General features: G+C 69.3%; 22 protein-coding genes. 9 read left to right on the top strand and 13 right to left on the bottom strand.

What is annotated here, in order from left to right:
- From ON23_RS07080 to ON23_RS07050, 8 genes are all read right to left on the bottom strand, one after another.
- Positions 1 to 3,086, bottom strand: a 3,086-nt coding sequence (locus tag ON23_RS07080; protein WP_083903756.1) for a translation initiation factor IF-2 N-terminal domain-containing protein, incomplete at its 3' end; no start/stop codon positions are given.
- A 127-nt stretch (positions 3,087 to 3,213) separates the two neighbouring features.
- A complete protein-coding gene (locus ON23_RS37770; protein ID WP_143859875.1) occupies positions 3,214 to 3,411 on the bottom strand; it encodes a hypothetical protein in 198 nt (65 codons plus the stop codon).
- Positions 3,412 to 3,697: 286 nt separating this feature from the next.
- Entirely contained in the window at positions 3,698 to 4,099 is a 402-nt protein-coding gene (ndk, locus tag ON23_RS07075) for a nucleoside-diphosphate kinase (RefSeq protein ID WP_039777040.1), read from the bottom strand.
- 45 nt (positions 4,100 to 4,144) lie between these two features.
- Positions 4,145 to 4,486: a DUF4233 domain-containing protein gene (locus ON23_RS07070; RefSeq protein ID WP_083903755.1), complete on the bottom strand. Its 342-nt coding sequence runs from the start codon at positions 4,484 to 4,486 to the stop codon at positions 4,145 to 4,147.
- A 177-nt stretch (positions 4,487 to 4,663) separates the two neighbouring features.
- Positions 4,664 to 6,088, bottom strand: coding sequence for a bifunctional tetrahydrofolate synthase/dihydrofolate synthase (folC, locus tag ON23_RS07065; protein WP_039777046.1), 1,425 nt, complete (start codon positions 6,086 to 6,088; stop codon positions 4,664 to 4,666).
- Between the two features lie 50 nt (positions 6,089 to 6,138).
- Complete coding sequence (locus tag ON23_RS07060) at positions 6,139 to 8,841, bottom strand: valine--tRNA ligase (protein ID WP_039777039.1); 2,703 nt, start codon at positions 8,839 to 8,841, stop codon at positions 6,139 to 6,141.
- Between the two features lie 342 nt (positions 8,842 to 9,183).
- Positions 9,184 to 10,155 carry a diacylglycerol kinase family protein gene (locus tag ON23_RS07055; RefSeq protein ID WP_083903754.1) on the bottom strand — a complete coding sequence of 324 codons (972 nt, stop codon included), beginning with the start codon at positions 10,153 to 10,155 and terminating at the stop codon, positions 9,184 to 9,186.
- Entirely contained in the window at positions 10,152 to 11,729 is a 1,578-nt protein-coding gene (locus tag ON23_RS07050) for an FAD-binding oxidoreductase (protein WP_051042162.1), read from the bottom strand. Before ON23_RS07050 ends, ON23_RS07055 begins: the two co-directional genes overlap by 4 nt.
- Before the next feature lie 158 nt (positions 11,730 to 11,887).
- On the opposite strand from ON23_RS07050, the gene ON23_RS07045 reads away from it, so the two are divergent.
- Positions 11,888 to 12,493 (top strand): TetR/AcrR family transcriptional regulator, encoded by a 606-nt coding sequence (locus tag ON23_RS07045; RefSeq protein WP_039777038.1) that lies wholly within the window; start codon positions 11,888 to 11,890, stop codon positions 12,491 to 12,493.
- A 27-nt stretch (positions 12,494 to 12,520) separates the two neighbouring features.
- Positions 12,521 to 14,101 carry a glycerol-3-phosphate dehydrogenase/oxidase gene (locus ON23_RS07040; RefSeq protein ID WP_051042160.1) on the top strand — a complete coding sequence of 527 codons (1,581 nt, stop codon included), beginning with the start codon at positions 12,521 to 12,523 and terminating at the stop codon, positions 14,099 to 14,101.
- A 99-nt stretch (positions 14,102 to 14,200) separates the two neighbouring features.
- Here the strand turns inward: ON23_RS07040 and ON23_RS07035 are convergent, their stop codons facing one another.
- Positions 14,201 to 15,043: a patatin-like phospholipase family protein gene (locus ON23_RS07035; RefSeq protein WP_244969920.1), complete on the bottom strand. Its 843-nt coding sequence runs from the start codon at positions 15,041 to 15,043 to the stop codon at positions 14,201 to 14,203.
- A gap of 98 nt (positions 15,044 to 15,141) precedes the next feature.
- Complete coding sequence (locus tag ON23_RS07030) at positions 15,142 to 15,936, bottom strand: VOC family protein (protein WP_039777037.1); 795 nt, start codon at positions 15,934 to 15,936, stop codon at positions 15,142 to 15,144.
- 153 nt (positions 15,937 to 16,089) lie between these two features.
- Between ON23_RS07030 and ON23_RS07025 the strand changes: the two genes are divergently transcribed.
- Positions 16,090 to 18,333, top strand: a complete 2,244-nt coding sequence (locus ON23_RS07025; RefSeq protein ID WP_039777036.1) for a molybdopterin-dependent oxidoreductase — start codon at positions 16,090 to 16,092, stop codon at positions 18,331 to 18,333.
- Positions 18,330 to 18,827 carry a winged helix-turn-helix transcriptional regulator gene (locus ON23_RS07020; RefSeq protein ID WP_039777035.1) on the top strand — a complete coding sequence of 166 codons (498 nt, stop codon included), beginning with the start codon at positions 18,330 to 18,332 and terminating at the stop codon, positions 18,825 to 18,827. Before ON23_RS07025 ends, ON23_RS07020 begins: the two co-directional genes overlap by 4 nt.
- A gap of 20 nt (positions 18,828 to 18,847) precedes the next feature.
- Here the strand turns inward: ON23_RS07020 and ON23_RS07015 are convergent, their stop codons facing one another.
- Positions 18,848 to 19,285, bottom strand: a complete 438-nt coding sequence (locus ON23_RS07015; protein WP_036499443.1) for a MarR family winged helix-turn-helix transcriptional regulator — start codon at positions 19,283 to 19,285, stop codon at positions 18,848 to 18,850.
- Between the two features lie 99 nt (positions 19,286 to 19,384).
- On the opposite strand from ON23_RS07015, the gene ON23_RS07010 reads away from it, so the two are divergent.
- Complete coding sequence (locus tag ON23_RS07010) at positions 19,385 to 20,863, top strand: MFS transporter (RefSeq protein WP_245555916.1); 1,479 nt, start codon at positions 19,385 to 19,387, stop codon at positions 20,861 to 20,863.
- 21 nt (positions 20,864 to 20,884) lie between these two features.
- On the opposite strand, the gene ON23_RS07005 is transcribed toward ON23_RS07010, so the two are convergent.
- Complete coding sequence (locus ON23_RS07005; protein WP_157170181.1) at positions 20,885 to 21,235, bottom strand: hypothetical protein; 351 nt, start codon at positions 21,233 to 21,235, stop codon at positions 20,885 to 20,887.
- A gap of 68 nt (positions 21,236 to 21,303) precedes the next feature.
- On the opposite strand from ON23_RS07005, the gene ON23_RS07000 reads away from it, so the two are divergent.
- Complete coding sequence (locus ON23_RS07000) at positions 21,304 to 21,753, top strand: MarR family winged helix-turn-helix transcriptional regulator (protein ID WP_039777033.1); 450 nt, start codon at positions 21,304 to 21,306, stop codon at positions 21,751 to 21,753.
- Here ON23_RS07000 and ON23_RS06995 read toward each other — a convergent pair.
- Positions 21,750 to 22,199: a hypothetical protein gene (locus ON23_RS06995; protein ID WP_143859874.1), complete on the bottom strand. Its 450-nt coding sequence runs from the start codon at positions 22,197 to 22,199 to the stop codon at positions 21,750 to 21,752. The two genes, ON23_RS07000 and ON23_RS06995, sit on opposite strands and share 4 nt — an antisense overlap.
- Positions 22,200 to 22,392: 193 nt before the next feature.
- On the opposite strand from ON23_RS06995, the gene ON23_RS06990 reads away from it, so the two are divergent.
- The 3 genes from ON23_RS06990 to ON23_RS06980 all read left to right on the top strand — a co-directional run.
- A complete protein-coding gene (locus ON23_RS06990) occupies positions 22,393 to 24,696 on the top strand; it encodes an FdhF/YdeP family oxidoreductase (protein ID WP_039777031.1) in 2,304 nt (767 codons plus the stop codon).
- Positions 24,697 to 24,740: 44 nt separating this feature from the next.
- Complete coding sequence (gene fdhD / locus ON23_RS06985; RefSeq protein WP_039777030.1) at positions 24,741 to 25,577, top strand: formate dehydrogenase accessory sulfurtransferase FdhD; 837 nt, start codon at positions 24,741 to 24,743, stop codon at positions 25,575 to 25,577.
- A gap of 78 nt (positions 25,578 to 25,655) precedes the next feature.
- A partial coding sequence (locus ON23_RS06980) for a nuclear transport factor 2 family protein (protein ID WP_039777029.1) occupies positions 25,656 to 25,958 on the top strand: 303 nt, incomplete at its 3' end.

Genomic DNA, 25,958 nt, shown 5'->3' with positions numbered 1-25,958 from the left:
ACTGCCGTTTCGGCCGCCACCGGCTCGGTGCCGTCTCGTTCGGCGACCACCGGTTCGGCCGCATCCGCTTCGACGGACTCGGCTTCGACGGACTCGGCGACCTCAGCCGCCGCGGCCCGTCCGCGGCCCCGGCGTGAACCCCGTGCATCCTTGGCCTGCGGCCGCGATTCGGTCTTCGACTCGACCGGCGCACCGGCCTCGGCCACCTCGTCGTCGGCGTGATGCGCGGCCATCGCGAGCGCGACCGGATGAGCGCGCTTGGCGGCCGCATCCTCCTCGGGATGCGCCTCCGCGGTGTCCGGCGCGGCGGTGCTCGCCTGCTTGGTGTCCTTGTCGCGGTCCTTGTCCTTGCGGCGGCGACGGCCTTCACGGCGGCCGGCCCCCTCCTCGGCGGGTGCGGTCTCGACCGGGTAGTTGTGCACGATGATGCCGCGGCCGTGGCAGTGCTCACAGGTGGTGGAGAACGCCTCGACCAATCCGGTGCCCAGCTTCTTGCGGGTCATCTGGACCAGGCCGAGCGAGGTGACCTCCGACACCTGATGGCGGGTGCGATCGCGCCCGAGCGCCTCGGTCAGGCGGCGCAGCACCAGATCCCGGTTGGATTCCAGCACCATGTCGATGAAGTCGACGACGATCATGCCGCCGATATCGCGCAACCGCATCTGGCGCACGATCTCCTCGGCGGCCTCCAGATTGTTGCGGGTGACCGTCTCTTCCAGGTTGCTGCCGCCGGATCCGGTGAATTTGCCGGTGTTGACGTCGATCACGGTCATCGCCTCGGTGCGATCGATGACCAGGGTGCCGCCGGACGGCAGCCACACCTTGCGATCGAGGGCCTTCGCCAGCTGCTCGTCGATGCGCAGGCTGCCGAAGACGTCCACGCCGTTGTTCTCGTAGCGCTCGACCCGGGCCAGCATGTCCGGTGCGACGGTGCGGACGTAGTTCTCGACCGTCGTCCACGCCCGGTCACCCTCGATGACCAGCTTGGAGAAGTCCTCGTTGAACAGATCCCGGACGACCTTCACCAGCAGGTCCGGCTCTTCGTACAGGGTCTTCGGCGCGCCCGACCCGTTCTCGGCCTGCTTCTCGATGGTCTTCCAGGTGGCCTGCAGCCGCTCGACGTCGCGAGCCAGCTCGGTCTCGCTCACACCCTCGGACGCGGTGCGGATGATCACTCCGGCGTCCTGCGGGACGATATCGCGCAGGATCTCCTTGAGCCGCTTGCGCTCGGTGTCGGGCAGTTTGCGGCTGATACCGGTCGAGGTCCCGCCCGGGACATAGACCAGGAAGCGACCGGCCAGGCTGATCTGCGTGGTCAGCCGGGCGCCCTTGTGCCCCACCGGATCCTTGCTGACCTGCACCAGAACGGTGTCGCCGGGTTTGAGGGCCTGCTCGATCTTGCGTTCCTTGCCGCCGAGCCCGGCGGCCTCCCAGTTCACCTCACCGGCGTAGAGCACGCCGTTGCGGCCGCGGCCGATGTCGACGAACGCCGCCTCCATGCTGGGCAGCACGTTCTGCACCTTGCCCAGGTAGACGTTGCCGACCATGGACGCGGTGCCGGTGTTGGTGACGAAGTGCTCGACCAGGATGTCGTCCTCGAGCACCGCCACCTGGGTGGTCGCGCCGACATGCGAATGTTCGCCGGCCGGGAACGACTTCTCACGGACCACCATGACCCGGTCGACCGACTCGCGACGGGCCAGGAATTCCGATTCGGTGAGGATCGGCGGGCGGCGGCGACCGGCCTCGCGACCGTCGCGCCGGCGCTGCCGCTTGGCCTCCAGCCGGGTCGACCCGCTGATGCCCTGCACCTCGTCGACCGTGCGGCGCTTGTTCCGCGGTTCCCGCTCGTGCACGACGGTGTTCGGCGGATCGTCGTCGGCGGGCTCGGATTCGTTGTCCTCACCGGCCTTGCGGCGACGGCGGCGACGGCGACGGCGGGTGGAACCTTCGGGCGTCGAACCCGAGTCGTCGTCGCTCTCCTCACCGGTCTGCTCGGCGGCCGCGTCCTCGGCAGATTCGTCGGAGTCGGCGTGCGCCTCGGTGTCCTCGTCGTCGGATTCGTCGTCGGACTCGTGATCGGCGTGCTGTTCGCCCCGGCCCCGGCCGCGACCGCGGCGACCCCGGCGGCGGCGACGCGAACGACCACCGTCCTCCTGCTCGTCGCGCGACTGCTCGTCGTCCCAGTCGCCGGATTCGGTCTCGGCCTCCGCCGCGACGGTCTCGGGTTCCGCGGGGGCTTTCTCCGGAGCGGGTTCGGCGGCCTTTTCGGTGGCTTTCTCGACAGCCTTTTCGGCGGCCTTCTCCGCAGCTTTTTCCGCGGCCTTCTCGGCGGCTTCGGCCTCGCGCTCGGCACGCCGGCGGCGGCGCATCTCCTCGGCGGCCGCGGCATCCGGCGGCAGGAACAGCGGCGCGGCCGCGATACTCGCCGGCTCGAAGACGACCGGCTCCTCGCGCTGTGCGGCAGGCTGCTGGAAAGGGCTGGTGAACAGCGACGTGTGGGGTGCCGATTCGGGCTCGGCGGATGCCGCGGGCGACTCCGCCGCTACCGGCGCTTCCGGTTTCGATTCCGCGGTCACTGCCGGGTTCGCGGTGCCGGGGGACTCGACGTCCGCGGCCTGCGCGGTGGCGGCGACCTCGGTTTCGGTGACCGCGGTGGAGGCGCCGGACTCGCTCGGCTCGGGCTCGCCGGCCGTCTCCGGCGCGGTGGCGGTCTGCGCGGTATCGGCCGCGGCGGTGGAGGGGGTCGCCGGAGACGCACTCTCGGCGGGCGCCGGAGCAGGCGTCTCGGCCTGTCCGGTCGTGGGCTCGGCCACCGGTTGCTCGGTGCCGGCCTGTGGGGGAACGAGCGCGTCGCGCACGGATTCGGCGACGGTCCGGTCCAGGCTGGATTGGGCGCTGCGAGCTTCGGCGCCCAGTTCGGTCAGATGGGCAAGGATGCGTTTGCTGGTGGTACCCAGAAGTTTCGCCAGCGCGTGCACCCGGATACGTTCGGGCAACTGCGCTGCCTCCCCTACCCCGGCCACCTCGGTAGAGGTGGAATCACCATTGCTCTGCGACGTTCCTTGCGGCTCTTGATCGGCCACGAAATCTCCTCGGGCCCCCGGGCGCGTCCCACTCGTACGAGAGTGACGCGGCCGACGCGGGGGCGCTGTCCGTTCGCCTCACGCCTGTGGCGCAAGGTCTGATGGTCTCGCCCCGCGTGCCCGGTTATCACCTGTCGTACGTCGTTCGGGCTAACTGGTCACGCGGCGCCTGGCTGTTGGCTTTCACACCTGAGCTCGAGCGCTCATCCAGCGTGCCGCCGAACAGCCGAGTCTTGGAACCGTCCGGGGCAGCGATGATCGGCGTCGAGCCGCGGTGCCATTCGGTTGCGTTCGCCACCTGCCCCGATAGGCGGGCGTCGATCACATCCGCTTCCAGTATCCCACACAGCGACCCACTGGTACGTCATCGGAGCGTGCCCGCCCCATTTCCGTGGCCCGACCGGCGGCTCTTTCCTACACCTGAGTAGGTCTTTCCCGACCGACGTCGATCACCGGCTGGAGTGTCGCCGCGACCCGTGAGCAAACCGGCTCACCCGGCCCGGAGCGAGTCCTCCGAGCGACCGTTCGCGGCCGGCTCGCCGTCGGGTGCCCGAACGGCGAGCCCAGAGGCCGCGAACCCGCCGGTGCGGATCGGAGGCCGAAAGACAGAGCTAGAACCAGAGTGCGATCTCGCGCTTCGCGGATTCGGGGGAATCGGAGCCGTGTACGAGGTTGAACTGGGTTTCCAGGGCGTAGTCGCCGCGGATGCTGCCGGGGACGGCCTTCTCGACGGGGTCGGTGCCGCCGGCGAGCTGGCGGAAGGCGGCGATGGCGCGCGGGCCCTCGAGGATGGCCGCGACGACCGGGCCGGAGGTGATGAATTCGATCAGCGAGCCGTAGAACGGCTTGTCGGCGTGTTCGGCGTAGTGGGCGGCGGCACGTTCCTCGGAAACCTGCTCGAGCTTGAGGGCCGCGATCTTCAGGCCTTTGCGTTCGATGCGGGTGATGATCTCACCAACCAGGCCTCGGGCCACGCCGTCCGGCTTGATGAGTACCAACGTCTGCTCAGTCACGGCGACACTCTAACCGGCGCTGCCACCGTATTCCGAACCGAGCCGTCAGGAGGAGCCCTGCATCCGCTGGCTGGGCAGCAGGCCCTGGTCCATGCGGCGTTTGACGTCGGAGCGCAGCACCAGAATGAAAGCCCACACCGCCGCGAACACGACGCCGATGATGCCGATCGACAGATGGATGAACCCACCGGCCAGCACCAGCACCTGCAGGCCGAGGTTGAACGGCACGGCCCAGGGGCGGCGCTGCATTCCGGAGCCGACGAACATCAGGACGGCCAGGCCGACCAGGTAGGTCACCGACCACCAGCTGAGTCCGCCGCCGACGGCCCCGACCACCGGCAGCGCCAGCAGCACGGTGATGGCCTCGAGGACCAGCGCGCCGGCCATCACGCCGCGAAAACCCTTCCACGGATCGGTCGCGGGCGCGGGTACACCCGGCTTCGGTGCGCCGGCCTCGCCGCGCACATCGTCATCGCTACCCACGTTGCTACCCACGTTGCCTCCTCCGCGCCGGCCCGCCGATGCCCTCGACACCCAGCTTCCCACCGCCCCCGGCCCGCTGCTTCACGCGGGGTCCTTCCCGAACAGCGAGCGCGCCGCACCCGCGGTGACCACCGAGCCGGTGACCACGATGCCCGCGCCGGATACCGGTTCGCCGGCGTCTCCCGCCTCCTCGGCGATGGCGATGGCGGTTTCGACCGCATCGGCGAGGGTGTTCGCGGTGACGACTCGCTCGTCGCCGAAGCGCTGGACGGCCAGGTCGGCGAGTTCGTCGACGCCGAGCGCCCGCGGTGAGCCGTTGGTGGTGACGACGATCTCGTCGAACACCGGCTCCAGTGCGGCGAGAATGCCGGCCGCATCCTTGTCGGAGAGCACCGCGACCACACCCACCAGCTTGCGGAAGTCGAATTCCTCGGTGAGGGTCGCGGCCAGGGCCCGCGCACCGGCGGGATTGTGCGCGGCGTCGATGAAGATGGTGGGCGCGCTGCGCATCCGTTCCATCCGGCCGGGGCTGGCCGCCGCCGCGAATCCGGCGCGCACCGCATCGATGTCGAGCTGTTTCTGCGCGCCGGCGCCGAAGAACGCCTCGACCGCGGCGAGCGCCAGCGCCGCGTTGTGCGCCTGGTGTTCGCCGTGCAGCGGCAGGAAGATCTCGTCGTAGACCCCGCCGAGCCCCTGGATCTCCAGTACCTGACCGCCGATCGCGACGCGTCGCGTCAGGACCCGGAACTCGGACCCGGCGCGGGCGACCGCGGCATCGGCCTCCACCGCGCGCCGTAGCAGCACCTCCATCGCCTCGGGTTCCTGTTCGGCGATGATGGCGACGGTATCGCGCGGGATCAGCAGATCCTGCGGCGACTTCTTGATGATCCCGGCCTTCTCTCCGGCGATCGACGTCAGATCCGGACCCAGATAGTCGGTGTGGTCCAGGCCGATCGGCGTGATCACCGCGACCTGCCCGTCGATGACGTTGGTCGCGTCCCAGGTGCCGCCCATCCCGGTCTCGACGACCGCGACATCGACCGGCGCCTCGGCGAACGCGGCGTACGCCATCGCGACCAGGACCTCGAATTTGCTCATCCGGGGTCCCGGTCCGTCGCCGAGGGTGCCGTCGGTCGAGCGCGCGTCGATCATCTCGACGTACGGCAGCAGTTCCTGGTAGATCTCGACATAGCGGGCCGGCGTGATCGGCGCGTTGTCGACGGCGATGCGTTCGGTCGCCAGTTGCAGATGCGGGCTGGTGAACCGGCCGGTGCGCCGGTGCAGCGCGGTGAGCAGCGCGTCGACCATGCGGGTGACCGAGGTCTTGCCGTTGGTACCGGCGATGTGGATGGCGGGATAGCTCTGCTGCGGCGAGCCGAGCAGATCCATCAGGGTCGCGATCCGGGTCAGCGACGGCTCGATCTTGGTCTCGCCCCAGCGCTGGTCGAGTTCGGCCTCGACCAGCGCCATTTCGGCGAGGTCGACCGGTGAGGGACCGGTGCGCAGCCGGTCCGCACCGCCGGCGAGCGGTTCGTCGTCGAAACCTTCGCCGCCGCTCACTTGTTCGCCACCGACTCCGCGATCTGCGCCAGCCGCGCCCCGATCCGGGTCACCTCGGATTCGGCGACCTCGCGGCGGGTGCGGATCTTGGCGACCACCTCGTCGGGCGCCTTGGCGAGGAAGGCCTCGTTGCCGAGTTTGGCGGTGGTGGCGGCGAGGTCCTTCTGCGCGGCCGCGAGGTCCTTCTCCAGCCGGCGGCGTTCGGCGTCGAGGTCGACCGTGCCGGAGGTGTCCAGTTCCACGGTGACGGTGGCGCCGGACAGGCGCACCTCGACCGCGGCGGTCGCGGAGAAATCGGCATCCGGTTCGGTGAGCCGCGCCAGGCTGGCGATCTCCGCGTGCAGCCCGGTGAGGTCGGCGGTATCGATGCCGATCAGCTTCGCGGCGACCTTCTGCTTGTCGGTCAGACCCTGATCGCTGCGGAATCGGCGGATCTCGGTGACAAGCTTCTGCAGATCCGCGATGCGCTGTGCCGCAACGGTATCGGTGGCGACCCCCGAGGGCTGCGGCCATGCGGCGATCACCAGGGAGTCGTCCGCACCGGCCTCGGTGAGGGCCTGCCACAGCGTTTCGGTGACGAACGGGATGGCCGGGTGCAGCAGGCGCAGCACCGAATCCAGCACGTTGCCGAGGACGATGCGCGTGCTCGCGGCCCGTTCCTCCGATTCGGCGAACTGCACCTTCGCCAATTCGAGGTACCAGTCGCACAGTTCGTCCCAGGCGAAGTGGTACAGCGCCTCACAGGCCTTGCCGAACTCGTAGCGGTCGAAGGCGCCGTCCACCTCGGCGCGCACCTCGTCGAGCCGGTCGAGGATCCAGCGGTCGGTGTCGGTGAGGCCGGCGCGTTCGGGCAGGTCGCCCGGCGCGGCACCGTTCATGAGCGCGAACTTGCTGGCGTTGAACAGCTTCGTGATGAAGTTGCGCGACGCCTGCACGTGCGGCGGCCCGACCGACAGGTCGCTACCCGGCTGCGCGCCCCGCGCGAGGGTGAAACGTGTTGCGTCGGCACCGTATTCGTCGATCCACAGCAGCGGGTCGACGCCGATGCCCTTGGACTTCGAGTATTTGCGGCCGAATTCGTCGCGGATGAGGCCGTGCAGGAAGACGTCGTCGAACGGAACCTGCTGCCGCCCGGAGTCCTTACCGGCGGCGATGACCGGGTCGTCGGAGACGAACATGCCGAACATCATCATCCGGGCGACCCAGAAGAACAGGATGTCGTAGCCGGTCACCAGCACGCTGGTGGGGTAGAACTTCGACAGTTCCGGGGTGGCGTCCGGCCAGCCCATGGTGGAGAAGGGCCACAGGCCGGAGGAGAACCAGGTGTCGAGGACGTCGGGGTCCTGCACCCATCCCTCGGGCGCCTGCTCGTCGGGGCCGACGCACGCGATCTCGCCCTCGGGGCCGTACCAGATCGGGATGCGGTGGCCCCACCACAGCTGGCGCGAGATGCACCAGTCGTGCATGTTGTCGACCCATTCGAACCAGCGCGGTTCCTGGCTGGCCGGGTAGATCGTCACCGCGCCGTTGCGCACGGCGTCACCGGCGGCCTTGGCCAGCGATTCGACCTTCACCCACCACTGCATCGACAGCCGCGGTTCGATGGGTTCGCCGGAGCGTTCGGAGTGGCCGACGCTGTGCACGTACGGGCGCTTCTCGGCGACGATGCGCCCCTCGTCGGCCAGCCGCTCGCGGATCTTGACGCGCGCCTCGAACCGGTCCATGCCGTCGAATTCGGTTCCGGTGTCGGCGATCTTGCCGGTCTTGTCCATGATGGTCGGCATCGGCAGGTTGTGCCGCAGGCCGATCTCGAAGTCGTTCGGGTCGTGCGCGGGGGTGATCTTCACTGCGCCGGAACCGAATTCGGGGTCGACGTAGTCGTCGGCGACGATCGGGATCTGGCGGCCGGTGATCGGGTGGTGGACGGTGGTGCCGATCAGCGCCTTGTATCGCTCGTCCTCGGGGTGCACGGCCACCGCGGTATCGCCGAGCATGGTCTCCACGCGGGTGGTCGCCACGATGACATGCGGTTCGTCGTCGTTCAGCGAGCCGTAGCGCAGCGAGACGAGCTCACCCTCGACGTCCTCGTATTTCACCTCGACGTCGGAGATGGCGGTCTCGAGCGAGGGCGACCAGTTCACCAGGCGCTCGGCGCGGTAGATCAGCCCGGCGTCGTAGAGGCGTTTGAAGATGGTCTGCACCGCGCGGGACAGACCCTCGTCCATGGTGAAGCGGTCGCGGCTCCAGTCGACGCCGTCGCCGAGGCGGCGCATCTGGCCCTGGATGGCGCCGCCGGATTCACGCTTCCAGTCCCAGACCTTGTCGACGAACAGTTCGCGGCCGAAGTCTTCCTTGGTCTTGCCGTCGACGGCGAGCTGCTTCTCGACCACGGTCTGGGTGGCGATGCCGGCGTGGTCCATACCGGGCAGCCACAGCACCTCGTAGCCCTGCATCCGCTTGCGGCGGGTGAGCAGGTCCATCAGGGTGTGGTCGAAGGCGTGGCCCATGTGCAGGTTGCCGGTGACGTTCGGCGGCGGCAGCACGATCGAATAGGGCGGCTTGTCGCTGGCCGGGTCGGCGGTGAAGTAACCGGCCGCTACCCAGCGCTCGTACAGGTCGGCCTCTACATCGCTGGGGTTCCAGCTCTTGGGGAGGGCGTCGGCACGATTTCGCGAGTTATCAGGGGCTGCGCTGGTCACCGTGCGATTCTACGGAGTTGAGCAGGAGGACTCGACGCGGCCCCGTCACACCCCTGAGACCCCGCCACCCGGGCGCCGGACAGGTGAACCGAGTCGCGCCGCGCAGCGAATGAGGCGGGCCGGCCGGAGAAAGATGTAGAGCGGGGGTTTCGGCGGATGAGGGACACCGAAAACCCCGCCCACGTGTTCGAGACTACCGCCCGGATCGGCGCAATACACCAATCCATATGCAATTCTCAGCTTTTGCCCGAATCCGTTGTGCAGGTGCGGGTTTGCCACTCAGCATGCTCGCAGATTCGCCACCGGGATGCCGAGGCCGCGCCCCGCCGGTGGACGGCGGGGTCACGGCACGAGGATCGCCAGCGCTGCGGGTTCGGCGCGGAAGGTCGCCGGGAGCAGTCCCGCCGGGTCGCCGTCGGCGGTCGCCGGTACCGCGGCGGTGAGGGTGATGGTGCGGGCCCGGTAGTGCCCGACCGCGGGATGGTCGATGCGCTTGCCCGCGGCCAGGGCCGGAAGCAGGCGGACCATCTCCAGCCGCGACATCGCGCCGACCACGGTCAGGTCGAGCAGGCCGTCGTCGACGATCGCGTCGGGGCAGATGAGCATGCCGCCGCCGTAGGTCCGGGTGTTGCCGACCGCCACCATCACGGCCTCGGTCTCGACGACGCGCTCACCGGCCCGGCCCGGCTCGCCGGACAATTCGATGCGGTAGGGCACGCCGAGCTGACCGAGCAGTTCCGGGACCGCGGCGAAGGAGTAGCGCAGCGAGCCCTTCGGCCGGCGCATACGGTTGGCGCGCAAGGTCACTCGCGCGTCGAAGCCGGTGCCGGCGACGGTGGCGAATCGCATGGGCCGATGGGCGACGGCGGGTTCGATTCCGGCCGCCCAGCCCTGGGCGTGCTCGGGATCGGGCGTGGACTCGATCGCGCCGAGGTCGACGGTGCGCACGCAACCGCCGAGCACGATATCGGCCGCGGCCCGCGGATCGTCGTCGGGCACCCCCAGCTCCCGGGCCAGGTCGTTACCGGTCCCGCCGGGCAGCAGCCCCAGCGGGACTCCGGTCGAGGCGATGGCCTGCAGCGTGACGCAGACCAGTCCGTCACCGCCCGCGCAGACGACCGCGTCGGGACGCTCCGGCCCGCGCACCGAATCCCGGACCAGGCGAACGGTTTCCGCGGCGTCGGCGCCGCGGATCTCGCGTACCCGCACGCCGCGCTCGGCGAAGCGGGCGGCGGCCGCGGCGGCGGCGGCGAGTCCCCGGCCGTGGCCGGAGTGCGGGTTGGTCACCAGCGCGACCGATCGGATGGCGGTCACGGAATCAGCTTGCCCGGGTTGAGGATTCCCGCCGGGTCGACGGCATCCTTGACCGCACGCAGGATGCGCGCGCCCAGATCGCCGATCTCGGCGGTCATCCACGGCCGGTGGTCGGCGCCGACGGCATGGTGATGGGTGATGGTCCCCCCGTGTCCGGCGATGGCGTCGCCGACGGCGCGTTTGGCCCGCGCCCACTGCGCCGCCGCATCGTCGGCCTGCTTGGCGACGACGGTGAAGTACAGCGAGGCGCCGGTCGGGTAGGTATGCGAGATATGGCACATCACCAGCGCGGGAGTGCCCTGCGCGCCGAGCGATTCGGTGAGCGCGGTGGTGACCGCCGCCTTGAGCCGTTCGACGTTCGACCAGCTGGTCGCCGTCTCGAGCGTTTCGCACAGGACGCCGATATCCAGCAGCGCATCACGCAGATACGGCGCGGCGAACCGGCCGTGCTCCCATTCCCGCGCCGGTTGTTCACCGAGTGCGGTGCCGCCCGCGGCGGCGAGCAGGGCCGATGCCTCGGCGCTGCGCGCGGCCACATGGGCTTCGGTGCCCTCGAACGTCGTGACCGCCAGGCAGCCGCTGACCGGTGCGCCGCCGATATCGCCGGAACGGGCCAGGTTGAGCCCCGTTTCGGCTTCGTCGGACAACCGCAGCACGGTCGGCGCCGCACCGTTCTGCACCACGGTGCGCAGTGCGGCGGCGCCGGTGGCGAAGTCCGGGAACGACCAGGCCTGATATGCGGTGGTCTCCGGAATCGGATGCACCCGCAGCGTTACCTCGGTGATGACGCCGAGCGTGCCCTCGGATCCGGCGAACAGCTCGCGCAGATCCGGTCCGGCGGCCGAGGCGGGGGCGCGGCCGAGATCGACTGTGCCCGTGGGGGTTGCGACCTTCAGGCGCATGATCATGTCGTCGAAGCGGCCGTAGCCGGCCGAGGCCTGGCCCGAGGACCGGGTGGCCGCGAAGCCACCGATGCTGGCGTATTCGAAACTCTGCGGGAAATGCCCCAGCGAAAGTCCATGGGCGGCAAGTAGTTTCTCCGCCTGCGGCCCGGTCAGTCCCGCGCCCAGGGTCGCGGTACCGCTCACCGGGTCGACGTCGGACAGTCCGTCGAGCCGCCGCAGATCCAGGGCGATCACGGTGTCGAAGCGACCGCGCGCGGGATCCACTCCGCCCACCACACTGGTGCCGCCACCGAAGGGCACGACCGCGATCGACTGTTCGGTGCAGTAGGTGAGCACAGCCAGGACCTGGTCGTGATCGGCCGGGAAGACGACGGCGTCGGGCGCGTCCTGCGGCGCTTCGGCGCGGCGGCGCAGCAGGTCGGGCGTACTCTTGCCGCCCGCGTGCAGCAGCCGGTCGCGGTGGTCGGCCGACACCTGATCCGCGCCGACCACCGCCGACAGCCCCGCGCGACGCGCGGCCGTCAAGCCGGATTCCCGCAGCGGCACATCGCCCTCATCACGACGAGCCACCGGTTCCCCGGACACTCCGAACACCTGCGCCACCAGGGTCCGGATCCGGTCCGAGAGCGGCGCGTGGGCCGAGGCGATACCCCAGGCGTCCCACACCATACTCGGACGATCGGACGACTCGCCCGGTGTCAAGTTTTCCGATTCTGCTGCGGATGTGTCCTGTCGCGTATCGACCATGCGTTACAGTCTGACATAGACTGTCAAGCAGTAACGAACATGAATCGCAGTAACGAACACGGACCGATGGTGAGTTGTTGATGGATCCGAACGAATCCCCCGGCCCCGACGGCGAGCCGTCGGTTATCGACCTGGCGATCCTGGCGGCGGGACGCGCCTGTGTCGAGGAATTCGGCGTGCGCCGGACCACGCTGAGCGAAGTCGCCCGGCGCGCCGGCGTCAGTCGCCCCACGGTGTACCGGCGCTGGCCCGATACCCGGTCGTTGATCGCCGAACTGCTGGTCCGGGAGCTGAGCGAGATCGTGGCGACGAGTATCCCCACCGAGGGACCGGCGCGGGCGCGCCTGGTGGAGGGCATCGTCTCGGGTGCGGCCGAGCTCCGCTCGAACCCGTTGTTCGCCAAGATCTTCCGCATCGACACCGATCTGATGCTGACCTATGTGTTCGGCCGGCTCGGCCGCAATCAGCGGCAATTGATCCAGGTGTTCTCCAGCGCCGTCCGCGAGGGACAGCGCGACGGTTCCATCCGCGCCGGCGATCCCGATCACCTGGCCACCATGCTGCTGCTGATCGGTCAGTCCACCGTGCAGTCGGCCGGCACGGTCAGCCATCTGCTCGACGATGCCGGACTCGATGTCGAGCTGGCCCGCGTCGTCGACCGCTACCTGCGCCCCGACACCGACTAGTCCCGAAAACAGAGAGCGAGACAGCGCATGCTCGACGAGAGCACATCGACCGCGGGCCGCGGGCGCGGCGATACCGCAGCAGATTCGGCACTCAACGCCGCCCGCCGCAGCCGTGAGCTGCGGGAACTCGGCGATGCGGACCGCATCGACGTCCTGGTCGTCGGCGGCGGTGTCACCGGCGCGGGCGTGGCATTGGACGCGGCGGCGCGCGGATTGCGGACCGTTCTGGTGGAGGCGCACGATCTGGCCTTCGGCACCAGCCGGTGGAGTTCGAAACTCGTCCACGGCGGATTGCGGTATCTGGCCTCCGGCGGGGTCGGTATCGCCCACGAGAGCGCGGTCGAACGCGACATCCTGCTCACCACCACCGCACCGCATCTGACTCGCTCGATTCCCCAGCTCGTCCCGGCGTTCTCCGGCGGTTCCCGGCCGCGGCGACTGCTGGTCCGCGCGGGTTTCCTGGCCGGAGATGTGCTGCGGCGCAGCGCCGGAACCTCACCGGAGGTGTTGCCGCGATCGCGCCGGGTCGCCGCGGCCGAAGCGTTGCGACTGGCGCCGACACTGCGCCGCGCCGGGCTGCGCGGCGGGATGACGGCCTGGGACGGTCAGCTCGTCGACGACGCGCGGCTGGTGGTGACGATCGCGCGCACCGCCGCGGCGCACGGCGCGACCGTGCTCACCCGCGTCCGCGCCGAGCAGGTGAGCGGCGACTCCGCGGTGCTGCACGATGTGCTGACCGGTGAAACCCTGTCCGTACGAGCACGTTCGGTGATCAACGCGGCCGGCGTGTGGGCGGACCGGGTCGATCCGAGTATCGAGTTGCGGCCCAGCCGCGGCACCCATCTGGTCTTCGACGCCGCGGCCTTCGGCGGTCTCACCGCCTCGCTGACCGTGCCGATTCCGGGCAGTACCAGCCGCTTCGTCTTCGCCTTCCCGGCCGCGCACGGCCGCGTGTACCTGGGACTGACCGACGAGGACGCACCCGGCCCGGTTCCGGACGAACCGAAGCCCACCGACGCCGAGATCGATTTCCTGCTCGACACGGTGAACACCGTGCTCCGGGAACCGTTGCGGCGCAGTGATATCCGCGGATCGTTCGCCGGTCTGCGGCCACTGCTGCGCACCGCCGACGATTCCACCGCCGACATCTCCCGCGAACACGCGGTCCTGCACTCCCCCGGCGGCCCGATCACCGTCGTCGGCGGCAAGCTGACCACCTACCGGCAGATGGCCGAGGACGCGGTCGATGCCGCCGTGGCCGCCGCCGGTCTGACCGCAACACCCTGCCGAACCAAGCGAATCCCGTTGGTGGGAGCGGTTTCCGGGCACGCGCGCGACCGGATCGCGGCGCCGCCGGTGCTGGTCGAGCGTTACGGAGATCAGGCCACCCAGGTGCTCGCCGCGGCGCAGCGCGATCCGCGCCTCGCCGAACCGGTCGCACCCGGTATCGACGTGCTGCGTGCCGAATTCGCCTATGCCGCAAGCCATGAAGGCGCCCTCGACGAAGACGACCTGCTGGACCGCCGCACCCGGATCGGCCTGGTCGACAGCGACCGCACCACCGCCCTGCCGGCCGCGCGGGAAGTCCTCGCAGCCAGTCGCGCCTGAACGCAGATGCGCGGCCACCGCCCCACAGGGCGCCGTGCCGCTCACCGCGCGGTCGGTTCGCGACGTCGGCGCGGCAAGGTCACGACCCCGGAACGACTCCTAGCCCCACAGCTCGGCGATCCGCGCCGCCGCCGACTTGCCCTGCACCCGACCGGCATTCGCCGAGGGCACGCGGGAGGCGGTGTCGAGCGGATTCGCCCCGAAGGCGGCGATCGCGGCCTCGTCGGGGGCGATGGTTTCCACTCGCGCACCCCCGTCGATCAGGCCCGCGACCTCACCTTCCAGCGCAGGATCGGGCAGCGGCGCGATGATCAGCACCCGCTCGAATCCGGCCGCCAGATCGGCATTGACACTGGTCCGCACGCCGCCGTCGGTATAGCGCACGCCGTCGACGGTGTGCGGCGGCCAGACCAGCGGCACCGCCGAACTGGCGGTCACCGCGTCGACCAGCGCCACTCCGGAGTCGCGATCGAAGACGCGCGGTTCACCGGTGCCGGCGTCGACGGCGGTGATCAGCAGCCGCTGCCCAGGCCATTCGTGCACCGGCAACCGCGATTCGATCACCGCGCGCCGGTCGCATTCCGGCACCGTCTCGGTCGCGAGGGCGAGGTTGCCGAGTCGCCGCCGCGCCACGGCCATATCGCCGCCGCTCTCGGTGATGATCTGGTTGATCGTCTCCCACACTCCTTCGAGCGGGTTGCCCTCCGGCACGATCTCGGCGCTCTGCACCGCGGGGTCGATCTGGCGGCGGAACAGCTCCTCCGGCGTCAGCCCGCTGGTCAGCTGTGCCGCCACATTGGCGCCCGCCGACGTGCCGAGGTACAGATCGGCGGCGGTGAGATCGATGCCCGCATCGGCCAACCCGGCGATCACGCCGTTCGCCCAGGCGATTCCCGCCACTCCACCGCCGCCGATCACCAGCGCCCGTTCGTCCGACATCATCGCTCCCACATTTCGTTCCGGTTCCCGACCGCTCGGGACAACCTCGACGGTAGCGACGACCATCCCCCCGGCGCGATTACCGGCCGGGTAATGACATGTCAGGACGCGTTACCACCCACGCTGAACGCGACACCGCTCGGATCGCGCAGCGCGGCCAACCGCCCGTACGGCGTGTTCTCGGGCTCGGATTCGACCGAACCCCCCAGGCTCACCACCTGCTTCACCGTCGCATCGACGTCCTCGGCGCCGATGTAGACGCGCCACCCCCCGGGAGATCCCGCGGGCAGATACGCCGCCGAGTCCATCACGCCACCGAGCATCGGCGTCGCGGAATGGATTGTCGTGTACCGGAACTCGGGGGAATCGCCGACGGTGAAGGGATCACGCCAGCCGAACACCTCGCGGTAGAACTTCAGCGCGTCGGCATAGGCCGGCGTGTGCAGTTCGAACCACGACGGGTACCCGACGTGCCCGCTCCAGTTTCCGCCGCCGGCGATGCCGAAGGAACCGAAACCGTGATGGACGCCGGGCTGCCAGGCACCGACTCCCGCACCGGACGGATCGGCGAGGACGGCCATACTGCCCAGCTCGCCGACGGCCATCGGTTCCACGACGACCCGGCCGCCGTGGTCGGCGGCGGAGGCGGCGGTGGCGTGGACGTCGACGCTGGTCAAGTACACGGTCCACTGATCGGGTGCGCCGTCCGAGCCGTCGTTGCGCATCCCGCCGGCGACGGCGTTGCCGTCCTTGCGGAAGGTGATGTAACCGCCGTACTGCTCATCGCTTTCGGCGGTCCAGCCGAACAACTCGCCGTAGAAATCGACGGCGCGATCGGTGTCGGCGGTGAACAGTTCGATCCAGCACGGGTCTCCGGGTTCGAAGGTGTAGGACATGCTCGCTCCTCTGGATGGGATTGCGTTCTCTCACCGGTACGACGGCGCCGAACGGACAAACTCATCGGCCCGTGTCCAAGCCTGGCACGACGCGGCGACCAGCGACCCGATTTGTGGGTAGCGTTTGTGAACTAACTCTTCTACGCTGCCTCTATGACCGAATGGCATCCGACGGCATGCATCCTGTGCGAGTGCAACTGCGGCATCCAGGTGCTGCTGGGCGCCGACGGCCGCAGCTTCGACAAGATTCGCGGCGACAAGCTGCATCCCTCCTCGGCGGGCTACACCTGCAACAAGGCCCTGCAGCTGGATCGCTACCAGAACGGGCGCACCGGTCGCCTGACCGCGCCGCTGCGCCGCAACGCCGACGGCTCGTTCACCGAAATAGATTGGGATACCGCCATTTCGGAGATTTCCGCGCGCATGCGCGAGATCGGCGACGAATACGGCGGCGAGTCGATCTTCTACTACGGTGGCGGCGGTCAGGGCAATCATCTCGGCGGCGCCTACGCTCCGGCCACCATGGCGGCCTACGGCATGCGTTATCGATCCAGCGCGCTGGCTCAGGAGAAGACCGGTGATTTCTGGGTCGGCGCGCGGATGACCGGTCATCCGGTCCGCTCGGATGTCGAACATGCCGAGGTGGCGTTGTTCATCGGCAAGAACCCGTATCAATCCCACGGTTTCCCGCGCGCCCGCTCGGTGTTGAAGGAGATCGCGCGCGATCCGCGGCGCTCGATCATCGTGCTCGACCCCGTCCGCACCGAAACCGCCGAGCTGGCGGACTTCCATCTGCAATTGCGCCCCGGGACCGATGTCTATCTGCTGGCCGCGATGGCGGCGATCCTGGTCCGCGACGACCTGGTCGACCACGACTGGCTGGCGGCGCGCACCGAAGGTTTCGACGAGGTGGCCGCCGTGCTGCGCACGGTGCCGATCGACAAGTACTGCGCCCTGGCCGATGTCGAGATCGACCTGGTCACCGCGGCGACGCACCGCCTGGCCGCGGCGGATTCGGTGGCCGCGCTCGAGGACCTCGGCGTACAGATGAACCGCCACTCGACCCTGGTCAGCTATGTGGAGAAACTGCTCTGGCTGCTCACCGGAAACCTCGGCAAACCCGGGACGCAGTACGCCTTCTCCGGAATGGCGGCCATAGGGCACGATCGCGGCCATCCCGCCGATTCCGGTCCGCGCAGCCCGGTCGTGGGCGCCCGCATCATCAGCGGGCTGGTGCCGTGCAATGTGATCACCGAGGAGATCCTGACCGACCATCCCGCCCGCTATCGGGCGATGATCGTCGAGAGCGCCAATCCTGTGCATTCACTGGCGGATTCGGCCCGGATGCGCGCCGCGCTGGCGGCGCTCGAGCTGGTGGTCGTCATCGACGTGGCGATGACCGAAACCGCCCGCGCGGCCGACTACGTGCTGCCCGCGCCGACCCAGTTCGAGAAGTACGAGGCGACCTTCTTCAACTTCGAATTCCCCCGCAACATCTTCCATCTGCGGCATCCGGTGCTCCCGGCTCCGGCGGGTGTCCTCGCCGAACCCGAGATTCATGCTCGGCTGGTCGAGGCGGCCGGCGTCCTGACCGAGGACGATTACCGGCCGCTGCGAGCGGCACTCGATCAGGGCCGCGAGGCCTTCGCGATGGCATTTCTCGCCGTCCTCGCCGATCCGGCGAAGGCGAAGCTGGCTCCGATCCTGCTCTACCGCACTCTCGGCGCGACGCTGCCCGACGGCGCCGCTGCCGCCGCGGTGCTGTGGGGCGCCGCGTACACCTGCGCCCGGAAGAACCCGTCCGGCGTCGAGCGAGCCGGCTACGGCACCGGCCTCGCCGCCGGGGAGCGGCTGTTCGAGGCGATCCTGACCGGCGAGCACGGCGTGGTCATCACCGACGACGAGGTCGGCGAGACCTGGAACCGGGTGCGCGGCGGCATCGTCCGCCTCGCCGTCCCGGAACTGCTGTCGGCGCTGGCCGCACTCCCGGAACCGGACGAGGACCGGAACTGGCCGTTCGTCCTGGCCGCCGGGGAACGGCGCGCCTTCACCGCCAACACCATCATGCGCGATCCGGCCTGGCGCAAACGCGATCCCGGCGGCGCGCTGCGCATCAGCACCACCGATGCTCTCCGGCTGGGCCTGACCTCCGGCGATCAGGTGCGGCTCACCACCCGCACCGGCAGTGCGCACGTGACCGTCGAACCGACCGATCGCATGCGCAGCGGACATCTGTCGCTACCCAACGGCCTGGGCCTGTCCGTCGTCGAGGAGGGCGAGGTCCTCACCAGCGGGGCGGCGCCCAACGAGCTGACCGCCTTCGACGAGCGTGACGAATGGGTCGGCACCCCGTGGCACAAGTACGTCCCCGCCCGGATCGATACGGTGGGGACATGAAGCGCACCGCCTTCGCCACCTGGCCCTGTTCGGTCGCCCGCACGGTCGATCTGATCGGCGACTGGTGGACGCCGCTGGTGCTACGCGAAGCGTTCTACGGCACAACGCGTTTCGACGATTTCGAACGCACTCTGGGCCTGAGCCGCAACGTCCTCACCCAGCGCCTCACCCGGCTGGTGGAGGAGCAGATGCTGGAGAAGGTTCCCTACCAGGATCGCCCGGTCCGCTACGAGTACCGGCTGACCGACAAGGGCCGCGACTTCTTCCCGGTGCTCACGGCCATGATGCGCTGGGGTGACCGCTGGCTCGCCCCGGAGGCCGGACCGCCGGTGGTCGTCCACCACCACACCTGCGGTCACGACACCCACGCCGAAGTGGTGTGCGCCCAGTGCGGAGAACCTTTGCGACACGCCGACGTCTCGGCGCGACTGGGCCCGGGCTTCCCACCGCAACATCGCGAAAGCGCTGTGCGCAGCGGACGATTCGCCTCCTGACAGGCAGCGCCGCCGCGGCGCTAGTCCGCGTTCTCCAGTTTCGGGACCAGGCGTTCCAGTAGCTCCCGCAGCACCTCTTCGTCCTCCGGCGCCAATTCGGCCAGCGCCTTGTACGCGCGCACCTGGGAGCCGCGGATCTGCGCGGCCAGTTCACGGCCGGCGTCGGTGGACACGAGATATTTGACGCGCCGGTCGGCGGGATTCACCGTGCGCCGGACCAGGCCTCGGGTTTCCATCCGGTCGGCGACGCCGGTCAGATTCGACGGATCGCACGCCATCCGGTCGGCCAGCACCCGCATGGGCAGTTCGGCGGGCGGCTCGTTGAGCGCCAGCAGCAGTTTGGCCTGGGTCAGCGTGAGCCCGTGCCCCTCGGCGGCGGTCAGGAAATCCTGCAGATAGGCCGAGACGAATCGCGCGATCAGCAATGCCAGCGGGCTCTGCGCTGTGTCCGGTGACATAACTCCGATGCTACCGAAACGATTGACAACGGCTATCGTCGACTCCTTAAATACTTGAGGTCTTCAAACATATAGGTCTTCAATTTTCTGGAGGTGGCTGTGGAGCGCAGAGGTTCGCTGCTGACCGGCGTATTGGCCTTCGCGGCGATGATCGTCACGGTCATGCAGACCCAGGCCGTGCCGATTCTGGGCCTGATCGCGACGAAGCTGCAGGTCTCGACCACATCGGTCAGCTGGGTCACCACCGCGACGCTGCTGTCGGCCGCGGTGTTCACACCGCTGCTGGGCCGCATCGGCGACCTCTACGGCAAGAAGCCGACTCTGCTGGGCGTGCTCGCCGTGGCCACGGCCGGATCCGTCGTCTCGGCACTGGCGAATTCGCTGGGCGTGCTGCTGGCCGGCCGGGTGCTGCAGGGGGTGGCGACCGCGATCTTCCCGCTGGCCCTGGCCGTGCTGCGCGAGGAGGTTCCGGCGCGCCGGCTGCATCACGCGATGGCGATCGTCAGCGGCACACTCGGCTTCGGTGGCGGCCTCGGCCTGGTGTCGACCGGTCTGCTGACCAAGGGGACCGACCCGGACTATCACATCGTGTTCTGGTTCACCGCGGTGCTGTCGGTGGTGGCGCTGGCCGCGGCCGCGGTGGCGGTGCCGGCCACGGGTAAGCGGCATCCGGGCAGCGTCGATCTGCCCGGCGCACTCACCCTCGGCGGCTTCCTGGTTCTGCTGCTACTGCCGATTTCCCAAGGGCACGAATGGGGTTGGACCTCCGCGACCACGATCGCCTGCTTCGCCGGCGCGGTCGCGACGGCGGTGGCCTGGGTGGTGACCGAACGGCGGGTGCGCACTCCGCTGGTCGATCTGCCGATGTTCACCCACCGACCGGTGCTGTTCACCAATCTCTCCGGGATGTTCATCGGATTCGCGATGTTCATGCAGTTCATGGGCGTGTCGTATCTGGCCCAGATGCCTTCGCGGGTGGCCGGTTACGGATTCGGCGCCTCGATTCTGCGCGCCTCGGTCGAGTACCTGCTGCCCGCGACGCTGTCGTCGATGCTCGCCGCCCCCGCGGGCGGAATTCTGGTCGGACGGCTGGGCGGGCGTCGCGTGCTGGCACTGTCGGGAGCGATCGGCGCGGCCGGATTCGGCGGGCTGGCACTGGCCCACGATGCGACCGGCTCGGTGATCGCGGCGAGCGTGGTGATCGGCGTCGCGATCAGCTTCGCCTACGCGGCGATGCCGGCGTTGATCGCGGCGAGCGTCCCCCATCACCAGAGCGGAATCGCCAACGGCATCAATTCGATCTCCCGCACCGTCGGCAGCTCGCTGGCCAGCGCCATCATCACCACTCTGCTGACCGCGAAACTGCTGCCCCATCTGCCGCTGCCGCAGGAGAGTCAGTTCACCATCGCCTTCTGGGTCGGCGCCGCGGCGTGTGCGGCGACGGTACTGGCCGCCCTGTTCGGCTTGCGACCGGAAGGCCACGGCGCCGGAACCGACGGCGGCGAACTCGGCGCGGCCGAAACGGGAAGTGGCACAGTATCGTTCGAACGGCCCGAGCTTCCGAGCAGGGTGGGCTGAGATCGCCGGCGGCATGGCCGCTCACCGCGCGAACAGCCATGCCGCCGTGCCCAGGTGCACCGCCGCCAGCCCGACGCAGGTGATCGCCATCGGCGTATTCCGTTGGCGCACACCGACGATCGCATCGCCGATCTGAGCCAGTCCCGCGACTACCAGCACCGGTAGCGCGGCCGTCTCGTTCCCCGCGACCAGGACGACCACGGTCACCACACTCAGCGGCAGGGCGCGCGCGGCGTAGGCGCCGAGAAAGAACGTCGCCGCTGAGGTGAGGTCTTCCCCCTCCGCCAGGGCCAGACGCGGTCGCGCCAGGCCGATCAGGCACGACACACCGGAGATCACGGCCACCACCGAATTGGCGACCACGGACAGCATCAGCATAATCATTCCAATCGAGAATCATTCACGACCTGAATCGTTCAGGAAAAGATATACTCGGGGGCGTGACGCACGTCAAGACCGCGGTTCCCGCGACGATCGCCTTCCGCCTCGGCACCCTGGGCGCGATCGTGACCGATCGTTTCGCCGTGGCGATCGAGGAGTTGGATCTCAAGCCGAAACACGTCGGCGTGCTGGTCGCACTCGATCACGGTGTCGCCGCCTCCCAGCAGGATCTGGCGGCCCGGCTGGGCGTCGCTCCCAGCCTGGTCGTGGCATTGGCCGATCATCTCGAACGACTGGGAGCGGTCCGGCGCGACCGGGATCCGGACGATCGCCGGCGCCAGATCCTCACCCTCACCGATCACGGGCGCGAACTGCTCGCCGCGACCGAGGAGCGGGCGCGTCGGCTCGACCGCGAATTCACCGGCTCCCTGACGGCTGCCCAGCGCACCGCCCTGCAGTCGGCACTGGCCGTCCTCGCCGCCGACGCCGGACTACCAGGCGCGCCCTAACCGCCGACGACCAGGCAGGCATACCCGATCGGGATGCCGGTGCCGACCCGAAGATCGAGCGTCGCCGCGGGCATCTGCGCGGGCTGACCGGCTTGCACCGCACTGAGCGTGTGCCGACCCGGGACCGCCGGAACCCAGGTGATGAGCGCATACGCTCCGCCGGGCGGCGCCACGCCGATCGGAGCGCCGTTGTCGTAGAAGGTGACCGGCGCGACCGGATCGGTGACATTCGCCTGCAGGGTGTAACTACATCCGTCGCCGTAATTGGTGGCGATACCGAAATTCATGTCGGGAGTGGCGCCGAGCCTGGTCACCGCGGCATTCGCCGGCTGCGGGATCGCGAGCGCGAACACCGCGGCGGTGCCGAGGATGCCGCCCGCCACCACCGTGCCGGCCCGACGGCGCACCCGCTGCCGGGGCGGCCCGCTGATCGTCGTCTCGTGCATGATGCCGTCCTCGTCGTAGGCGCCGCAGCGCGAACCGAGACCGTCTGTCGTGCGCGAACATCCCCGACGGCGCCGCACGGTCTGCCGGCACGATACCCCGTAGGCTCGGCGGCGCGGCCCGGTTCGCGGCCTCGATGTCGCGCGATCGGCGGGCCGTCGACGGCGCCCGCGCGCACAGGAGGACGATGGGGCTATGCACCGCACACCGCCGACTCGCGATATCGATGAAGCCCAGCTGGCGGTTACCCCGCCGAAGGAGCAGGCCGCCGGCGTCACGGCCGTCGCGGTCGCGCTCGACCGGGCCGTCGAGGAGATGGGCGTCGTTCGCACGGCCCGCACCCTCACCCGGGTCAATCAGCGCCACGGTTTCGACTGCCCCGGCTGCGCGTGGCCCGAACCCACCGGCCACCGCCGCCCGGCCGAATTCTGTGAGAACGGTGCCAAGGCCGTCGCCGAGGAGGCGACGCTGCGCACGGTCACGCCGGAATTCTTCGCCACCCACTCGGTGGACGACCTCGCCGGCAAGACCGGATACTGGCTGGGGCAGCAGGGACGCCTGACCCATCCGATGGTGTTGCGGCCCGGCGACACCCACTACTCCCCCATCGCCTGGGAGCAGGCCTACCGGCTGATCGCGGACACGCTGCGCGCGCTGCCTTCTCCGGATGAGGCCGTGTTCTACACCTCCGGGCGCACCGCCAACGAGACGGCCTTTCTCTATCAGCTGCTGGTGCGCAGCTTCGGCACGAACAATCTGCCCGACTGTTCGAATATGTGCCACGAATCCTCCGGTGCGGCGCTCACCCGGTCGATCGGTATCGGCAAGGGGTCGGTGTCGATCGACGATTTCGCCGCGGCCGATCTGATCATCGTGGCCGGGCAGAACCCCGGCACCAACCATCCGCGCATGCTCTCGGCGCTGAGCACCGCGAAAGCGCACGGCGCCACGGTGATCGCGGTGAATCCGCTGCCGGAGACCGGACTGATCGGCTTCCGGGATCCGCAGACGGTGAAGGGTCTCACCACCGGCGTCACCATCGCCGACGACTTCCTGCAGATTCGCCTCGGCGGCGATATGGCCCTGTTCCAGGGCCTGGCGAAACTGCTGTTCGACGCGGAGGATCGCGCCCCCGGCACCGTGGTGGACCGGATCTTCGTCGACGCGCACACCGCCGGCTTCGCCGAATACGAAAAGCATATGCGCGCAGTGGATCTCGACGAGGTCGTCGAGGCGACGGGCCTGACCCGCGAACAACTCGACCGCACCGCCGAGCTGCTGGCCCGATCGAAGTCCACCATCATCTGCTGGGCCATGGGCCTGACGCAGCAGCGCCACGGCGTCGCCACCATCGAGGAGGCGACGAATCTGCTGTTGCTGCGCGGCATGATCGGCAAACCGGGTGCGGGCGTATGTCCGGTACGCGGACATTCCAATGTGCAGGGCGACCGGACCATGGGCATCTGGGAGAAGATGCCCGACAGTTTCCTCGACGCGCTGGATTCCGAATTCGGCATCACCGCACCGCGCGAACACGGATGGGACACGGTCGATTCCATTCGCGCCATGCGCGACGGACGCGCCAGGGTGTTCGTCGGCATGGGTGGCAACTTCGTCTCGGCGACCCCGGATACCGAGGTCACCGAGGCCGCTCTGCGCGCCTGCGAGCTGACCGTGCAGATTTCGACCAAACTCAACCGCAGCCACGTCGTGCACGGCCGGACCGCACTGATCCTGCCCACCCTCGGCCGCACCGACCTCGATCTGCAGGACGGGACGAAACAGCAGGTGTCGGTGGAGGATTCGATGTCGATGGTGCATCTGTCCACCGGACGGCTGCAGCCGGTGAGCGACGATCTGCGCAGTGAGGTCGCGATCGTCTGCGAGCTGGCACTCGCGCTGTTCGGCCCCGGCCATCCCGTGCCGTGGGAGCGGTTCCGCCGCGACTACGACCATATTCGCGACGCCATCGCCCGGGTGGTGCCCGGCTGCGCCGACTACAATCGGAAGGTGCGCGGTCGCAACGGTTTCCAGCTACCGCATCCGCCCCGCGACAACCGCGAATTCCGCACCGCCTCCGGGAAGGCCAACTTCGCGGTCAACGACCTGCACTGGCCGCGGATCCCGCAGGGGCGGCTGTTGTTGCAGACGCTGCGCAGCCACGACCAGTACAACACGACGATCTACGGCCTCGACGACCGTTATCGAGGCATTCACAACGCCCGCCGCGTCGTGCTGGTGCATCCGGACGATATCGCCGAATTCGGTGTCGCCGACGGTGATCTCGTCGATCTGATCTCCGAATTCAGCGACGGCGTCGAGCGCCGGGTCGCCGGTTTCCGGATCGTCGGCTACGCGACGCCACGCGGCAACGCCGCGGCCTACTACCCCGAAACCAACCCCCTGGTCCCGCTCGACCACGTCGCCGAGCGCTCCAACACCCCGGTCTCCAAGGCGGTCGTGATCCGGCTGGAACCGCACCGCCACACCACCGCCTGACCGCCCGCCGTGCGGCGGCACCGACCAGAACTGCGAGGAAGCTGGTGAGCAGAGTAACCGCGCGCAGACCCACCCGGCGCATCACGCCCGCGGGCATCGTCTCCCGGCCCGATACGCTCGCCGTGGAGGAGCCGCTGGAACTGCGGGTCGACGGGACGGCGCTGACCGTCACCATGCGCACCCCCGGCAACGACATCGACCTGCTGCACGGATTCCTGTTCAGCGAGAACATCATCGAGTCGGCGGACGACATCGTGTCGGCGAGGTACTGCGCGGGCACCGACGACGAAGGGCGCAACACCTACAACGTGCTCGATATCCAGCTGCGCCGTGCCGTTCCGGTTCAGCCCCGCGGATTCGTGACCAACAGCTCGTGCGGGTTGTGCGGCACCACCGCGCTCGATCAGGTGCGCACTCGCAGCCGCTTCCGGCTGCCGACCGGCTCGCCGCGCGTCGATCCGACGGTGCTGGCCGCCCTTCCCGATGAATTGCGTTCGCGCCAAACGGTATTCGATGCCACCGGCGGACTACACGCGGCCGGGCTGTTCACCCCCGACGGCACCGCGCTCGTCGTGCGCGAGGACATCGGCCGGCACAACGCGGTGGACAAGGTGATCGGCTGGGCGCTGCGCGAAGGCCGCGTACCGGCGCACGACACCCTGCTGATCGTCAGTGGCCGGGCCTCCTTCGAGCTCGTCCAGAAGGCCGTCATGGCGGGGATTCCGGTGCTCGGCGCGGTCTCGGCGCCCAGTTCGCTGGCCGTCGATCTGGCCGCCGACAACGGGCTCACCCTGGCCGGCTTCCTGCGCGGCGACACCATGAACATCTACAGCGGGGCCGACCGGCTCGAGACCACGCCCGCGGCGGCCACCGGCACCTGACCCGCGAACCCGCGACCGGATCCGCGCGCCCCTGCTACTCTGCCAACTAGAACACGTTTCAATTCCTTGGGAGTTCACATGGCAGCGCAGCAGATCCGCGAAACGGCCGAACGCTACGTGCAGTTGGTGGCCACCGGCCCGACCTCGGAAATCCTGTCACTCTACGCACCCGACGCCGTCGTCGAGGATCCGATCGGCAGCGACCCGCGCCACGGGCACGAGGCCATCGGCCAGCTCTACCAGGCGCTGGAGTCCATGGAGCGCAAGACCGAGCTGCACGCCGCCCGGATCGTCGGCAACCACGCCGCCGTCTCGTTCACCCTCGTCGGCGAGGCCGGCGGCCACCGCATGACCCTCTCGGCCATCGACGCCATGGAATTC

Origin of the sequence: Nocardia cerradoensis NBRC 101014 (genome assembly GCF_000308535.1) — a bacterium.
Classification (GTDB): Bacteria; Actinomycetota; Actinomycetes; order Mycobacteriales; family Mycobacteriaceae; genus Nocardia; species Nocardia cerradoensis.
Note: the sequence above shows the minus strand (reverse complement) of the source record. Positions and strands in the feature narration are given on the sequence as shown.

Coding starts and splice junctions, on each gene's coding strand:
- ON23_RS07070 (WP_083903755.1), bottom strand. CDS start 4,486: ATGGCCGGCGCGCTGGTCCTCGAGGCCATCACCGTGCTGCTGGCGCTG.
- ON23_RS07050 (WP_051042162.1), bottom strand. CDS start 11,729: ATGGTGTGGGACGCCTGGGGTATCGCCTCGGCCCACGCGCCGCTCTCG.
- ON23_RS07045 (WP_039777038.1), top strand. CDS start 11,888: ATGGATCCGAACGAATCCCCCGGCCCCGACGGCGAGCCGTCGGTTATC.
- ON23_RS07040 (WP_051042160.1), top strand. CDS start 12,521: ATGCTCGACGAGAGCACATCGACCGCGGGCCGCGGGCGCGGCGATACC.
- ON23_RS07035 (WP_244969920.1), bottom strand. CDS start 15,043: ATGATGTCGGACGAACGGGCGCTGGTGATCGGCGGCGGTGGAGTGGCG.
- ON23_RS07030 (WP_039777037.1), bottom strand. CDS start 15,936: ATGTCCTACACCTTCGAACCCGGAGACCCGTGCTGGATCGAACTGTTC.
- ON23_RS07025 (WP_039777036.1), top strand. CDS start 16,090: ATGACCGAATGGCATCCGACGGCATGCATCCTGTGCGAGTGCAACTGC.
- ON23_RS07020 (WP_039777035.1), top strand. CDS start 18,330: ATGAAGCGCACCGCCTTCGCCACCTGGCCCTGTTCGGTCGCCCGCACG.
- ON23_RS07015 (WP_036499443.1), bottom strand. CDS start 19,285: ATGTCACCGGACACAGCGCAGAGCCCGCTGGCATTGCTGATCGCGCGA.
- ON23_RS07005 (WP_157170181.1), bottom strand. CDS start 21,235: ATGCTGTCCGTGGTCGCCAATTCGGTGGTGGCCGTGATCTCCGGTGTG.
- ON23_RS06995 (WP_143859874.1), bottom strand. CDS start 22,199: ATGCACGAGACGACGATCAGCGGGCCGCCCCGGCAGCGGGTGCGCCGT.
- ON23_RS06990 (WP_039777031.1), top strand. CDS start 22,393: ATGCACCGCACACCGCCGACTCGCGATATCGATGAAGCCCAGCTGGCG.